At 73.9% G+C, this 13,016-nt stretch carries 15 protein-coding genes; 10 read left to right on the top strand and 5 right to left on the bottom strand.

From position 1 onward, the window contains the following. The first annotated feature begins 28 nt into the window (after window positions 1–28). On the top strand, window positions 29–1,651 hold the full coding sequence (locus ABTW87_RS04540; RefSeq protein ID WP_350648454.1) for an acetolactate synthase: 1,623 nt from the start codon (window positions 29–31) through the stop codon (window positions 1,649–1,651). Window positions 1,652–1,693: 42 nt separating this feature from the next. Here the strand turns inward: ABTW87_RS04540 and ABTW87_RS04535 are convergent, their stop codons facing one another. The 3 genes from ABTW87_RS04535 to ABTW87_RS04525 are packed head-to-tail and all read right to left on the bottom strand — an operon-like array spanning window position 1,694 to window position 2,846. Continuing rightward, window positions 1,694–2,110 (bottom strand): PLD nuclease N-terminal domain-containing protein, encoded by a 417-nt coding sequence (locus ABTW87_RS04535; protein ID WP_350648452.1) that lies wholly within the window; start codon window positions 2,108–2,110, stop codon window positions 1,694–1,696. A 27-nt stretch (window positions 2,111–2,137) separates the two neighbouring features. After that, on the bottom strand, window positions 2,138–2,458 hold the full coding sequence (locus tag ABTW87_RS04530; RefSeq protein WP_350648451.1) for a DUF202 domain-containing protein: 321 nt from the start codon (window positions 2,456–2,458) through the stop codon (window positions 2,138–2,140). Next, complete coding sequence (locus tag ABTW87_RS04525) at window positions 2,451–2,846, bottom strand: YidH family protein (protein WP_350648449.1); 396 nt, start codon at window positions 2,844–2,846, stop codon at window positions 2,451–2,453. The genes ABTW87_RS04530 and ABTW87_RS04525 overlap by 8 nt, the downstream gene beginning before the upstream one ends. A gap of 41 nt (window positions 2,847–2,887) precedes the next feature. On the opposite strand from ABTW87_RS04525, the gene ABTW87_RS04520 reads away from it, so the two are divergent. The 4 genes from ABTW87_RS04520 to ABTW87_RS04505 all read left to right on the top strand — a co-directional run bounded on the left by ABTW87_RS04520 (window position 2,888) and on the right by ABTW87_RS04505 (window position 6,029). Continuing rightward, window positions 2,888–3,685 carry a GNAT family N-acetyltransferase gene (locus ABTW87_RS04520; RefSeq protein ID WP_350648448.1) on the top strand — a complete coding sequence of 266 codons (798 nt, stop codon included), beginning with the start codon at window positions 2,888–2,890 and terminating at the stop codon, window positions 3,683–3,685. 2 nt (window positions 3,686–3,687) lie between these two features. Beyond that, complete coding sequence (locus tag ABTW87_RS04515; RefSeq protein WP_502891522.1) at window positions 3,688–4,095, top strand: hypothetical protein; 408 nt, start codon at window positions 3,688–3,690, stop codon at window positions 4,093–4,095. Window positions 4,096–4,277: 182 nt separating this feature from the next. After that, window positions 4,278–5,057, top strand: coding sequence for an electron transfer flavoprotein subunit beta/FixA family protein (locus ABTW87_RS04510; RefSeq protein WP_350648444.1), 780 nt, complete (start codon window positions 4,278–4,280; stop codon window positions 5,055–5,057). A gap of 12 nt (window positions 5,058–5,069) precedes the next feature. Continuing rightward, window positions 5,070–6,029 (top strand): electron transfer flavoprotein subunit alpha/FixB family protein, encoded by a 960-nt coding sequence (locus tag ABTW87_RS04505; protein WP_350648443.1) that lies wholly within the window; start codon window positions 5,070–5,072, stop codon window positions 6,027–6,029. A gap of 157 nt (window positions 6,030–6,186) precedes the next feature. On the opposite strand, the gene ABTW87_RS04500 is transcribed toward ABTW87_RS04505, so the two are convergent. Together ABTW87_RS04500 and ABTW87_RS04495 are read right to left on the bottom strand one after the other, a co-directional pair. Then, complete coding sequence (locus tag ABTW87_RS04500) at window positions 6,187–6,987, bottom strand: anti-sigma factor (RefSeq protein ID WP_350648441.1); 801 nt, start codon at window positions 6,985–6,987, stop codon at window positions 6,187–6,189. Then, entirely contained in the window at window positions 6,941–7,543 is a 603-nt protein-coding gene (locus ABTW87_RS04495) for an RNA polymerase sigma factor (protein WP_350648440.1), read from the bottom strand. Before ABTW87_RS04495 ends, ABTW87_RS04500 begins: the two co-directional genes overlap by 47 nt. Before the next feature lie 232 nt (window positions 7,544–7,775). On the opposite strand from ABTW87_RS04495, the gene ABTW87_RS04490 reads away from it, so the two are divergent. From ABTW87_RS04490 to ABTW87_RS04470, 5 genes are all read left to right on the top strand, one after another. Further along, complete coding sequence (locus ABTW87_RS04490; RefSeq protein ID WP_350648439.1) at window positions 7,776–8,606, top strand: DUF4397 domain-containing protein; 831 nt, start codon at window positions 7,776–7,778, stop codon at window positions 8,604–8,606. Continuing rightward, complete coding sequence (locus ABTW87_RS04485; RefSeq protein ID WP_350648437.1) at window positions 8,603–9,253, top strand: class F sortase; 651 nt, start codon at window positions 8,603–8,605, stop codon at window positions 9,251–9,253. The genes ABTW87_RS04490 and ABTW87_RS04485 overlap by 4 nt, the downstream gene beginning before the upstream one ends. Window positions 9,254–9,395: 142 nt before the next feature. Beyond that, window positions 9,396–10,571, top strand: a complete 1,176-nt coding sequence (locus ABTW87_RS04480) for a cysteine desulfurase family protein (RefSeq protein WP_350648435.1) — start codon at window positions 9,396–9,398, stop codon at window positions 10,569–10,571. 182 nt (window positions 10,572–10,753) lie between these two features. Next, window positions 10,754–11,827, top strand: a complete 1,074-nt coding sequence (gene mnmA, locus ABTW87_RS04475; protein WP_350648531.1) for a tRNA 2-thiouridine(34) synthase MnmA — start codon at window positions 10,754–10,756, stop codon at window positions 11,825–11,827. A gap of 179 nt (window positions 11,828–12,006) precedes the next feature. After that, window positions 12,007–13,011 carry a methionine synthase gene (locus tag ABTW87_RS04470; RefSeq protein WP_350648433.1) on the top strand — a complete coding sequence of 335 codons (1,005 nt, stop codon included), beginning with the start codon at window positions 12,007–12,009 and terminating at the stop codon, window positions 13,009–13,011. Window positions 13,012–13,016: the final 5 nt, after the last annotated feature.

Here is a 13,016-nt window from a genome sequence, read left to right as displayed (position 1 = left end):
ACCGGTCATCCGGATGAAGGGGAACGGCATGTCGGAGCGGATCGAAGGTCACGGCGGGGAGCTCGCGCTCGCGGCGCTGCGCGCGTACGGGGTGCGGGAGATGTTCACGCTCTCCGGCGGGCACGTCTTCCCGCTGTACGACGCCGCGCACAAGGGCGGCTTTCCGATCTACGACGTCCGGCACGAGCAGTCGGCGGTCTTCGCCGCCGAGGCGGTGGCGAAGCTCCAGCGCCGCCCCGGTCTCGCCGTCCTGACCGCCGGTCCCGGTGTCACCAACGGCATCTCCGGGCTGACCAGCGCCTACTTCAACGCGTCGCCGGTGCTGGTGCTCGGTGGGCGGGCGCCGCAGTTCCGGTGGGGCTCGGGCAGCCTCCAGGAGATGGACCATCTGCCGCTGGTCGCCCCGGTGACCAAGCACGCCGAGACGGTCTTCAGCACCGACGACATCCCGCGGGCGGTGGCCGGCGCGCTGACCACGGCGCTCACCCCGCACCGCGGCCCGGTCTTCCTGGACCTCCCGCTCGAGGCGGTCTTCTCGGTGGCCGACGCCGACCTGCCCGCGGTCACCCCGGTCGCCCCGATCGAGGCGGACCCGGAGGAGGTCGCCAAGGCCACCGCCCTGATCGCCGGGGCTCAGCGGCCGGTGATCATCGCCGGTTCCGACGTTTACGCCGGTGCCGCCGTCGACGCGCTGCGCGAGGCGGCCGAGGCGCTCCAGGTGCCGGTCTTCACCAACGGCATGGGGCGCGGGTCGCTGCCGCCGGAGCACCCGCTCGCCTTCGCCAAGGCCCGCCGGGTCGCGCTCAAGGGCGCGGACGTGGTCGTGGTCGTCGGCACCCCGCTCGACTTCCGGCTCAACTTCGGCGACTTCGGCGACGCGAAGGTCGTCCACGTCGTCGACGCGCCGAGCCAGCGCGCCGGGCACGTCCAGCCGGCCGCCGCTCCGGCGGGTGACCTGCGGCTGATCCTGTCCGCGTTCGCCGGGTACTCCGGCGACCGGGCCGACCACGCGGACTGGATCGCGGGTCTGCGTACGGCCGAGGACGCCGCGAAGGCCCGCGACGCCGAGGAGATGGCCGCCGAGACCGACCCCATCCGCCCGGCCCGGGTCTACGGCGAGCTGCGCAGGGTGCTGGACCGCGACGCCATCACCATCGGCGACGGCGGCGACTTCGTCTCGTACGCCGGGAAGTACCTGGAGCCGGCCCAGCCCGGCACCTGGCTGGACCCGGGCCCGTACGGCTGCCTCGGCACCGGCATGGGCTACGCCATGGGCGCGCGGGTCACCCACCCGGACCGGCAGATCTGCGTCCTGATGGGCGACGGCGCGGCCGGCTTCTCGCTGATGGACGTCGAGTCCCTGGCCCGGCAGAAGCTGCCGGTCGTGATCGTGGTCGGCAACAACGGCATCTGGGGCCTGGAGAAGCACCCGATGCGGGCCATGTACGGCTATGACGTCGCCGCCGACCTCCAGCCGGAGCTGCGCTACGACGCGGTGGTGGCGGCTCTGGGTGGCGCCGGCGAGACCGTGGCCAAGGCCGCCGACCTGGGGCCGGCGCTGAAGCGGGCGTTCGACGCGGGCGTGCCGTACCTGGTGAACGTGCTCACCGACCCGACCGACGCGTACCCCCGCTCGTCGAACCTGGCCTGACCGGAACGGCCCGGCCGCCGGCGCCACCGCGCCGGCGGCCGGTCACACCTCGGGGCTCTTCTCCTCGCGCGGCGGCTCGCCGTCGCGGCGGCGGAGGTCGTCCTCGCGCCGCCGCAGGTCGTCCTCCCAGCGGCGGAACAGCTCCTGGTCCTGCTGGCGGGAGCGCTCCTCGATCGAGCGGAGGAACTCGGGGTCGTCGTCCGGCGCCACCGGGCGGCGCCGGCGCTGGGCGAAGCCGCCACCCGCCGGCCGTGGCGTCCGCGGGCGGCCGGCGCCGGACTCGCGGCCGGCCACGAACCAGGCGATCGAGCCGACCAGCGGGAAGAAGAGGATGATCAGCACCCAGGCGATCCGGGGCAGGGCGCGGATGTCGCCCTCCTCGGCGGAGAGGCAGCTGATCAGCGCGCAGACGGCGAGGACGACCTGCGCGAGGAAGATGAGGATGTACAGCCGGGCCATGGTTCCATCATGGCGCACCCGTGCCGACTACCACATCCCACGGATGACGAGCACGGCACCGAGCGTGGCGTACCCGGCCGTGGCCAGCGCGGCCAGCGGGAGCGCCCGGCCGTGTGCGGCGGCGGGACCGGCGCCGGTCGCGCGCCGCCAGCAGAGCCGCAGCGCCGCGCCCCACAGCAGGACCGCCAGCCCGACGACCACCGCGCCGGTCAGGCCCCGGGTGTACGCGAGCCGCGCGGTCAACACCATGATCACGGTCATCGCCAGCGCGGTGCGCTGCCAGGCGAGCCGGGTCCGTTCCGGTTGCAGGCCGGGGTCCCGCCGACCGGCGTCGGTCGGGTCAGTCACGGAAGCCGACCGCTCCGGCCAGCACCGCGGCGACGAGCACCAGCGCGCCGACGCCGACGGAGAGGGCCAGCACCGCCGGGAACCGGGACGGCGGCAGCTCCACGCCGAGCCGCATCGCGCGCTCGGTGCGGGCCCAGCGGTCGAGCGCCCGGACGGCGACGGTGCCACCGAGCAGGAGCAGCGCGACGGCGATCACCTCGCGCAGGTGGGCCCACGACAACGGCGGCAGGAACTGCGCGGCGGCCAGCCCGCCGGCGACCAGCGCCAGGCTGGTGCGCAGCCAGGCCAGGAAGGTGCGCTCGTTGGCCAGGGAGAACCGGTAGTCCGGGGTGGTGCCCACGGAGCGCAGCTCCCGCGGGTCGAACCAGCGCCTGATCGCCTGCCACACGAGGCCGATTATCCGCTTCCGTCCGGTCGTAGCCTGGACCGATGACGGACCTCGACGCGACGACGCTCCGGGACTCCTACGACCGGCACCTGCGCGCCCACGTTCCCGACCCGCTGCCGGCCGGCGTGTCGGTCGAGCGGGACGGCCCCCTGCTGCGGTTCCTCGGCTTCGACGAGGGCGGCTTCCTGACGTACCGGGACCTGGGCGGCCTGACCGGCGACGCGCTGGACGAGCTGATCGGGCGCCAGGTGGCGATCTTCCGGGACCGGGGCGAGCCGGTCGAGTGGAAGTTGCACGGCCACGACGAGCCGGCGGACCTGCCGGAGCGGCTGCGCGCCGCCGGATTCGTGCCGGCGGAGCGAGAGACGGTCGTGATCGGGCCGGCCGCGCCGCTCGCGGCGGCGCTCCCGGTCGTGCCCGAGGGGGTACGGCTGCGCGAGGTGACCGCCCGCGCGGACCTGGACCGGATCGTGGTGATGGAGGAGGCGGTGTGGGGCACCGATCGCGGCCACCTCGCGCCGGGGTTGGCGAAGGAGATCGCGGCCGACCCGCAGTCGATCACCGTCGTTGTCGCCGAGGCCGGCAACGAGGTGGTCTGCGCCGGTTGGGTGCGGTATCTGCACGGGTCCGGGTTCGCGACGCTGTGGGGCGGTTCGACCCTGCCGCAGTGGCGGCGCCGCGGGGTCTACCGGGCCCTGGTGACCTACCGCGCCCGGCTCGCCGTTCAGCGCGGCGCCACGCTGCTGCAGGTGGACGCCTCCGAGGACAGCCGCCCGATCCTTCAGCGGCTCGGCTTCGTCGCGGTCACCACCACCACGCCGTACGTCTACACTCCGTGATCATGGAGCAGCGGTTGACAGCCGACGAGCGGCTGACTCTCAAGACGGGCGCCTTCGGTGCGGTGTTCCTGGTGTCCAACGCCGACCCGGGCATGCTGGCGCTGATCCGGGAGAGCTTCGCCGCCTCCGGCGCGATGGCCGACAGCAGCGGCGTGGTGAAGGAGGCGCTGACCAGCGGCCCCCTGCCGAAGCTGCCTCGTGACTCGGAGCTGGAGATCGCCTCGGTGGTGCTCCCCGCGCTGACCCGGGCGGTGGCGATCCTGCGGGAGAAGTCGCCGCCGGACGTGGCGACCTACCGCGACGTGGTGCTGGCGGCGGCCGACCGGGTGGCCCGGGCGCACGGTGGTGTGACCCCGGAGGAAACGGCCATGATCGAGCGGATCCGGGGTGCGCTCGCCGAGGCGGCCTGAGTGACCCTGGTGAGCTGTGTCACTGTAGGGTCGACGAGAGCCGAAGCTACTTGCGGGTAACATTGCGCCGTGGGCAACGGCACAAGCGCCCGCGGTTGACCGAGCGTTAAGTCACGCGGGAGGCTGCGCCCCAGACCGGGCGAGCGAATCGCAACAACCACAGGAGGGGTCGTCGAAGCGCGATGAACATCGTCGTACTCGTCAAGCAGGTGCCCGACTCGGGCGCGGACCGCAACCTGCGCAGTGACGACAACACCGTCGACCGCGGTTCGGCGAACAACGTCATCAACGAGATGGACGAGTACGCCATCGAGGAGGCGTTGAAGATCAAGGAGGCGCACGGCGGCGAGGTCACCATCCTGACCATGGGTCCGGACCGGGCGACCGAGTCGATCCGCAAGGCGCTCTCCATGGGCGCGGACAAGGCCGTGCACGTCGTCGACGACGCCCTGCACGGATCCTGCGCCGTGGCGACCTCGAAGGTCCTCGCCGCCGCGCTCGGCCAGCTGAACGCCGACCTGGTGCTGTGTGGTGCGGAGTCGACCGACGGCCGCGTCCAGGTGCTGCCGCACATGATCGCCGAGCGGCTGGGCGTCGCCGCGCTGACCGGCGCGCGCAAGCTCACCGTCGACGGGGCCACGCTGACCGTCGAGCGGCAGACCGAGGAGGGCTACGAGGTGGTCTCCGCCTCGACCCCGGCCGTGGTCTCCGTCTGGGACACCATCAACGAGCCGCGCTACCCCTCCTTCAAGGGCATCATGGCCGCCAAGAAGAAGCCGGTGCAGACCCTGTCCCTGGGCGACCTCGGTGTCGCACCGGCCGAGGTGGGCTTCGAGGGCGCGACCAGCGCCGTGCTGGAGCACAGCAAGCGCCCGCCGCGCTCCGGCGGCGCGAAGGTCACCGACGAGGGCGAGGGCGGCGTGAAGCTCGTCGAGTTCCTCGCCACCGAGAAGTTCGTGTGAGAGGTCTGAGTCATGTCTGAGGTTCTCGTCGTCGTCGAAGCCACCCGGGAGTTCGGCGTCAAGAAGGTCACTCTGGAGATGCTCACCCTCGCCCGCGGCCTGGGCGCGCCCAGCGCGGTCGTGCTCGGTGGTCCCGGCGCCGCCGAGGCGCTGAGCGCGAAGCTGGGCGAGTACGGCGCGGAGAAGATCTACGCCGCCGAGAGCGAGGAGATCGACGGCTACCTGGTCGCCCCGAAGGCGACCGTGCTCGCCGAGCTGGTCGGTCGGGTCCAGCCGGCCGCCGTGCTGCTGGCCTCGTCGCAGGAGGGCAAGGAGATCGCCGCCCGCCTCGCCGTCAAGCTCGACAACGGCATCCTGACCGACGTGGTCGGGCTCGACGCCGACGGCACCGCCACCCAGGTCGCGTTCGCCGGCTCCACCATCGTGAAGTCCAAGGTCACCCGCGGCCTGCCGCTGGTGACGGTGCGGCCGAACTCGCTCAACCCGACCCCGGCCGCGGCCAGCCCGGCGGTCGAGCAGCTGTCCGTCTCGGTCACCGACGCCGACAAGCTGGCCACGGTCGTCGAGCGGGTCGCCGAGCAGAAGGGTTCCCGCCCGGAGCTGACCGAGGCCTCGGTGGTGGTCTCCGGTGGCCGCGGTGTCGGCAACGCCGACAACTTCAAGCTCGTCGAGGAGCTGGCCGACCTGCTCGGCGGTGCCGTCGGCGCGTCCCGCGCCGCGGTCGACTCGGGCTTCTACCCGCACCAGTACCAGGTCGGGCAGACCGGCAAGACGGTCTCCCCGCAGCTGTACATCGCGCTCGGCATCTCCGGCGCGATCCAGCACCGTGCCGGCATGCAGACCTCCAAGACGATCGTCGCGGTCAACAAGGACGGCGAGGCGCCGATCTTCGAGCTGGCCGACTTCGGCGTTGTCGGCGACCTGTTCAAGGTCGTACCGCAGGCCGCCGAGGAGATCCGCAAGCGCAAGTGACGGCACCGGGGCGCCGCCTCCGGGCGGTGCCCCACCCCGGCACGTACGACGAGGGGCCACCCGGGAACGGGTGGCCCCTCGTCGTGGTGTCGCGGCCCCTCCCATGCGGGGAAAGGGGAGCTGATCGGCGGGCCGGGGAGCTGAGCCGGCCCGCCGATCAGCCCGTCAGGGTGCCCCTCAACAGGCTGTCGCCGGAGTGGGCGGTGTTGTTGTCGTACGCCTCGGCGGAAACGTCGACAACCGAGTATGCCTCAAGGTCCACGTTCGGTGGCAACGGGAGCAACTCGTCATCTGCGCCACCGAGAACGCCGACCGAGAACATCTCCATGGTGCCCGGGTTGATGAGCCACACCTCGTAGTACCCGGACACGTCCGGGAGATTCGCGACGTGCAGGTGCAGCCGGCCGTTGTCGAACACCCGGGCCTCGCCGTTCGCCTCCGGTGGCGTCGAGCCGTACGCCGACAGCGGCGCCGAGGCGAGCACCTCCCGCTGCGGCTCCGGCTCCGGACCGGTGCCGGTCACGTTCAGCACGGCGAGCGTGCCGACCACGCCGAGCACGGCGGCGGCCACCGCCGTGCCCACGGTGGCCGCCCAACGCGGCACCCGTGCAAGGAAGGGCCCCTTCTTAACGCCTGCGGTAGAGGAAGGGCCCCCTGTTAACACCTCCACCGGTGGGGCGGCCCGCTCGACCGCTGACGTAGCCCGGCGCTGCTCGGCGATCGACGGCAGCTCCTCGGCGGCCCGGATCTCCGCCACGATGCCCTGCCACACGTGCTCCGGCGGGTCGGGCAGGTCCCGCAGGTCCTGGGTGCCGGCGCCCAGGCCGGCTACGTGCCGGAGGGTCGCGATCTCGTGGCGGCAGGGCTCGCAGGTGTCGAGATGGGTGCTCTCCCCGTTGTCCGCCTCGCTCTCACCGAGTGCCAGAAAGACCAGCCGCTCGTGGTCCAGGTGCTGCACCGTCCACCTCCCATCTGCGTTTCAAGCTCTGCATGCCGCGCCGGATGTGACTCTTCACCGTGCCGAGCGGCACGCCGGTCACGGTCGATATCTGCTGGTGGGTCAGGTCGTCGAAGAACGCCAGCTCAAGCATGCGTCGCTGGTCCTCCGGCAGTCGAGCCAGCTCGTCCGCGACGACCAACCGGTCGACCACCGTGTCCGGATTCGGGCCGGCCGGCGCCGGGTCGGGCAACTGCCGGACGGTCTCGACCACCCGGCTCTCCCGGGCCGAGGCCCGCAGCCGGTCGATGACCTTCCGCCGGCCGATGCCGAGCAACCAGCCCAGCAGGGACCCTTTGGCCGGGTCGAAGGTCTCCCGGCCCAGCCAGGCGGCCACGAACGTCGCCTGGGTCACATCCTCGGCGTCGCTGCGGTTGGCCAGCGTGCTGCCGGCCAGGTGCAGCACCGCGCGGCCGTACCGGTCGTACGCCTCCCGCAACGCCTGCTCGTCACCGTCGCGGAAACGGGCGGCCAGATCGTCGTCGGGTGGGTCCGGTGCCTGCCGCAACCCGGTCACGGGGCGGCTCGACTTCCTCGGGGCATGCCCGACTGTAGCGCCCATCGGCCTCGCCCCACCTCTCCGGTCGCGCCGCTCACGTCAGTCCTTCGCTGCGGCGGCCGCCGGCGGATGCGGTCGGGCGACGAAAAAGAAAACTGCCTCCGGCCGCATCCGCCGGGCGCGGGCCGGGCGTAACCCGTTCTGCAAGCCCAAGCCCGACGAATCAGCACCAATCATCAGGAGGCAGACAATGCAGTCCTCGTACTTCCGCCGGGCGGCCGCCGGTGGCGCGGTCGTCGCGCTGGCGTTCACCGGCGTCGGTGCCCTCACCGCGACCCCCGCGTACGCCGCCACGTCGAAGGTCTCGGTGGTGCACGGCATCCCGGACACCCCGGTCGACGTCTACGTCAACGGCGAGAAGACCCTCGACAACTTCGCGCCCGGCGACGTCGCGGGCCCGCTGGACCTCGAGGAGGGCGCGTACGACATCGCGCTGACCAGGCCGGGCGAGCCGGTCGGCAGCGCGATCCTCACCGTGGACGACGCCCAGGTGCCGGGTGGAGCGAACATCAGCATCGCCGCGCACCTGGACGCGAGCGGCCAGCCGAAGATCACGCCGTTCGTCAACGACACGTCGAAGGTCGACGCCGGCAAGGCCCGGCTGATCGTCCGGCACACCGCCGCAGCCCCCGCCGTGGACGTACGGGCCGGTGGCAGCCCGGTGTTCGAGGACCTCACCAACCCGAACGAGGCCAAGGCGGACGTCGACGCCGGCGCCGTCGAGGCGGACGTCGTGCTCGCCGGCACCGAGACCGTGGCGATCGGCCCGGCCGACCTGAACCTGCGCGAGGGCACCGCCACGATCGTGTACGCCATCGGCTCGGCGGAGGCGAACAACCTGCGGGTCGTGGCGCAGACGATCACCGGTCTGCACTCGGCTCCGGCCGGTGTGCCCAGCGGGGACGGCGGCCTCGCCGACACCGGCCTGGGCACGTGGTGGTACGCGCTGGCCGGCGTCGGCGTACTCCTGCTCGTCGGCGGCGGGGTGCGGGCCGCGACCGCCCGGACGGGTCGCAGGTGACGGTGCGCAACCGCGGGGCGCTGGCGGCGATGGCCGCCGGCGCCGCCGCGCTCACCGTCGCCGCGCTGGTGGCCTGCGGTTCGCAGCCGAACGGGACCGTCGGCGCGGACGAGGCGGTCGCCCTCGCCAGCCCCTCCGCGCCGGCCGCCGGCCCGCCGGTGCCGGTGACCGGCGGCGACCTGCCCGCCGGCCCGGAGATCGTCCCGCCGGTGCGGCTGGAGATCCCCGCGATCGAGGTGGCCGCGACGGTGAACGCGGTCGGCGTCAACGAGCGGACCGGCGAGTTCGAGGTGCCGCCCAGCGTCGACCAGGTCGGCTGGTACCGGTTCGGTCCCGGGCTGGAGGCGCCGGCCGGCTCGGTGGTGATCGCCGGGCACGTCGACAGCTCCACCCAGGGCGAGGGGGCCTTCTTCCGGCTCCGGGACCTCGACCGGGACGACCGGATGACGGTGACCGGCGACGACGGGAAGGTGCGTACCTACCGGGTGGTCGCCCGGGAGGAGTACCGCAAGACGAGGATTCCCCTGGAGCGGTACTTCGCCCGGGACGGCAGCCCACGGCTGACGCTGATCACCTGTGGCGGGCCCTTCGACGCGGAGACCCGCCGGTACCGGGACAACGTCGTGGTCACCGCCGTACCGGTGTGACCGCAGCGGCCCGCCGGCATCCGACGGCGGACGGCGCCGCGGCCGGGGCGGACTCCGCGCCGGCCGCGGCGGCCGGGTCGCGTCTCCGGCCGTCGCACTCCGGGGTCCGGGTGCCGACCGGCCGGTCGTAGGCTGAACAGTGATGGCTTACCTGGATCATGCCGCGACCACTCCGATGCTCGACGAGGCACTGGAGGCGTACGTCGCCACCGCCCGCGAGGTCGGCAACGCGTCCTCCCTGCACGCGGCGGGTCGCCGTGCCCGCCGCCGGGTGGAGGAGTCGCGGGAGCGGGTGGCGGCCGCGCTGGGCGCCCGGCCCTCCGAGGTGATCTTCACGGGTGGCGGGACGGAGAGCGACAACCTCGCGGTGAAGGGCGTCTTCTGGGCCCGGCGGGCCGCCGACCCGCGGCGGACTCGGGTGGTCGCCAGCGCGGTCGAGCATCACGCCGTGCTCGACGCCGTCGACTGGCTCGTCGCGCAGGAGGGGGCCGACGTGGGGCTGCTCCCGGTCGACCCGGTCGGGCGGGTCGACCCGGCCCGGCTCCGCGCCGAGCTCGACGCCCACGCCGCCGAGGTGGCCGTGGTGACCACGATGTGGGCGAACAACGAGGTGGGCACGGTGCAGCCCGTCGCCGAGCTGGCGGCGGTCGCCGCCGGGTACGGAGTGCCGTTCCACACCGACGCGATCCAGGCGATCGGCCAGGTGCCGGTCGACTTCGCCGCCAGCGGCGTGTCCGCGCTCACCGTGACCGGGCACAAGCTCGGCGGGCCGGCCGGGGTGGGGGCGCTGGTGCTCGCCCGGGACGTCGCCGCCACGCCGCTGCTGCACGGCGGCGGCCAGGAGCGGGACGTCCGCTCGGGCACGCTTGACGCCGCCGGCATCGTCGCCTTCGCCGTCGCTGTGGAGACCGCGGTCAAGAGCCAGCAGGAGTACGCCGCCCGCGTGGCCGCGCTCCGCGACGAGCTCGTGGAGCGGGTCCGGCGGGCGGTGCCGGAGGCGGTGTTCAACGGCGACCCGGCCGAGCGGCTGCCGGGCAACGCGCACTTCTCGTTCCCCGGCTGCGAGGGGGACGCCCTGCTGCTCCTGCTCGACGCGCAGGGCATCGCCTGCTCCACCGGCTCGGCCTGCTCAGCGGGGGTGGCCCAGCCGAGTCATGTGCTGCTCGCGATGGGTGCCGACGACGCCCGTGCCCGCTCCTCGCTGCGCTTCACACTGGGCCACACCAGCACCGCCGACGAGATCGACGCCCTGATCGCCGCCCTCCCCGCCGCGGTCGACCGGGCCCGCCGCGCCGCCACCCCCCGCACCCCCCGCTGACCCCCACCCCACCCCACCCCACCCCACCCCGTGCCGTCGATCATGGAGTTGTGGTGCCCGAAACATCCGCGTTGCGCATTGTTCGTGCCCACCACAACTCCATGATCGACGGAGGTGGGGCGGGGCGGCTCGCGGGTGGTTACGCTCTTGGGTGGGGTTGAGTGGGAAGGGTGGTGGAAGCGGTGCGGGTGCTGGCGGCCATGTCGGGCGGCGTGGACTCGGCCGTCGCGGCGGCACGGGCCGTCGAGGCGGGACACGACGTGACCGGGGTGCACCTGGCGCTGTCCCGCAACCCGCAGACGTACCGCACCGGTGCCCGGGGCTGCTGCACCCTGGAGGATTCGCGGGACGCCCGCCGGGCCGCCGACGTGATCGGCATCCCGTTCTACGTGTGGGACATGGCCGAGCGGTTCCACGCCGACGTGGTGGACGACTTCGTGGCCGAGTACGCGGCGGGCCGTACCCCGAATCCCTGCCTGCGCTGCAACGAGAAGATCAAGTTCGCCGCGGTGCTGGACCGGGCGGTCGCCCTCGGGTTCGACGCCGTGGTCACCGGCCACCACGCCCGGCTCGGTCCCGACGGGCTGTTGCGGCGCAGCGTCGACCTGGCCAAGGACCAGTCGTACGTGCTCGCCGTGCTCACCCGCGAGCAGCTGGACCGGTCGATGTTCCCGCTCGGGGACTCGACGAAGGCGCAGGTACGCCAGGAGGCGGCGCGCCGCGGGCTGGCCGTGGCCGACAAGCCGGACTCGCACGACATCTGCTTCATCGCCGACGGCGACACCCGCGGCTTCCTCGCCCAGCGGCTCGGCGAGACACCCGGCGACGTGGTCGACGCCACCACCGGCGCCGTCGTGGGCACGCACGCGGGGGCGTACGCGTACACCGTCGGCCAGCGTCGCGGCCTGCACCTGGAGCGGCCGGCGCCGGACGGCCGCCCCCGCTACGTCCTGTCGATCACGCCGAAGACCAACACCGTGACGGTCGGTCCGGCTGAGGCCCTGGAGGTCTCCCGGGTGCACGCCGAGCGCCCGGTGTGGACCGGTGGGGTTCGCCCGGACGGGCCGGTGGAGTGTGAGGTGCAGTTGCGTGCCCACGGCGACGTGGTGCCCGCGACCGTCGCGGTGACGGCCGACGGCCTGGACGCCGAGCTGCGCCGGCCGGTCCGGGGGGTGGCCGCCGGGCAGGCGATCGTGGCCTACCGGCCCGACCCGGCCGGCGACGTCGTGCTCGGCTCCGCCACCATCGCCGGCTGATCGCCCGGACCCGTGCGGACCTGCGCCGACCCGCGCAGACCTGCACCGACCCGCGCGGACGTGCGCCCACCCGCCCCGACCTGCGCGGACCCGCCCCGACCCGCGCGGACCCGCCTCGATCGGCGGCCCGGTCCGGCGGTCCGGGCGGCCCCGGTCCGCGTACCCGATAGTCTTCCGCCGTGACTGATCAGGCGTGGCCGTGGCCCGCGGGCGCGGCGACCGGCATCGGGTCGCTGCCCGGCACCGACATCGCGGAGGCCCAGCGGATCGTCCTCGGTGAGCTGCCCGCCCTCCCGCACCTGCCGGAGCTGCCCGCCCGCGGTCCCGGCGCGGAGCTGATCGGCCGCACCGCCGGCCTGCTCGTGGAGCTGCCCGTCGAGCTGTACGCGGCCCGCTGGCGCGTCGCCCCCCGTCCTGGCCGGGACCTGCGCCGGGCGCGCGACCTGATGGAGCGGGACCTGGACCAGCTCGCCGAGCAGGCCGAGACGTACGCCGGGCCGGTCAAGGTCCAGGTGGGCGGGCCGCTCACGCTCGCCGCATCCCTGGAGCTGCCGATCGGGGGGCGGATGATCCGTGACCCGGGGGCGGTGCGGGACCTGACCGGGTCCCTCGCCGAGGGGGTACGCGAGCACGTCGCCGCCGTCGCGCGTCGCCTGCCGCAGGCGTCGGTGCTGCTGCAGATCGACGAGCCGTCGCTGCCCGCGGTGCTCGCCGGACGGGTGGCGACCGAGAGCGGCTTCGGCACGTACCGGGCGGTGGAGCCCGGCGTGGCCGCCGCCCTGCTGGGCGATGTCGTCCAGGCCGCCGGAGTGCCCGTCGTGGTGCACTGTTGCGCGCCGGAGGTGTCGCTCGAGGTGGTCCGCCAGGCCGGTGCGGTCGGCGTGGCCTTGGACCTCGGGCTGGTGACCGACCTGGACCGGCTGGGCGAGGCGATCGACGCCGGTCTGGGCCTGCTGGCCGGTGCCGCGCCCACGCAGCCGCCGTCGGCCGGTCGCGCGCCGACGTCCGCCCAGGTCGCCGACCGGGTACGCCAGCTCTGGGACCGTCTCGGGTTTCCCCGCCGCCGGCTCGCCGAGCAGGTCGTGGTCACCCCGGCCTGCGGGCTGGCGAACGCCACCCCACAGCATGCCCGTTCGGTGCTCGCCGCCTGTCGCGACGCCGGCCGGCGGCTCGCCGAGGAGTGAGGTTT

Source organism: Micromonospora sp. NPDC126480 (genome assembly GCF_040302465.1).
Taxonomy (GTDB): domain Bacteria; phylum Actinomycetota; class Actinomycetes; order Mycobacteriales; family Micromonosporaceae; genus Micromonospora.
This window is presented reverse-complemented; position numbering and strand designations above follow the sequence as displayed.

Coding starts and splice junctions, on each gene's coding strand:
- ABTW87_RS04540 (WP_350648454.1), top strand. CDS start 29: ATGTCGGAGCGGATCGAAGGTCACGGCGGGGAGCTCGCGCTCGCGGCG.
- ABTW87_RS04535 (WP_350648452.1), bottom strand. CDS start 2,110: ATGGCCCGGCTGTACATCCTCATCTTCCTCGCGCAGGTCGTCCTCGCC.
- ABTW87_RS04520 (WP_350648448.1), top strand. CDS start 2,888: ATGACGGACCTCGACGCGACGACGCTCCGGGACTCCTACGACCGGCAC.
- ABTW87_RS04515 (WP_502891522.1), top strand. CDS start 3,688: ATGGAGCAGCGGTTGACAGCCGACGAGCGGCTGACTCTCAAGACGGGC.
- ABTW87_RS04510 (WP_350648444.1), top strand. CDS start 4,278: ATGAACATCGTCGTACTCGTCAAGCAGGTGCCCGACTCGGGCGCGGAC.
- ABTW87_RS04505 (WP_350648443.1), top strand. CDS start 5,070: ATGTCTGAGGTTCTCGTCGTCGTCGAAGCCACCCGGGAGTTCGGCGTC.
- ABTW87_RS04490 (WP_350648439.1), top strand. CDS start 7,776: ATGCAGTCCTCGTACTTCCGCCGGGCGGCCGCCGGTGGCGCGGTCGTC.
- ABTW87_RS04480 (WP_350648435.1), top strand. CDS start 9,396: ATGGCTTACCTGGATCATGCCGCGACCACTCCGATGCTCGACGAGGCA.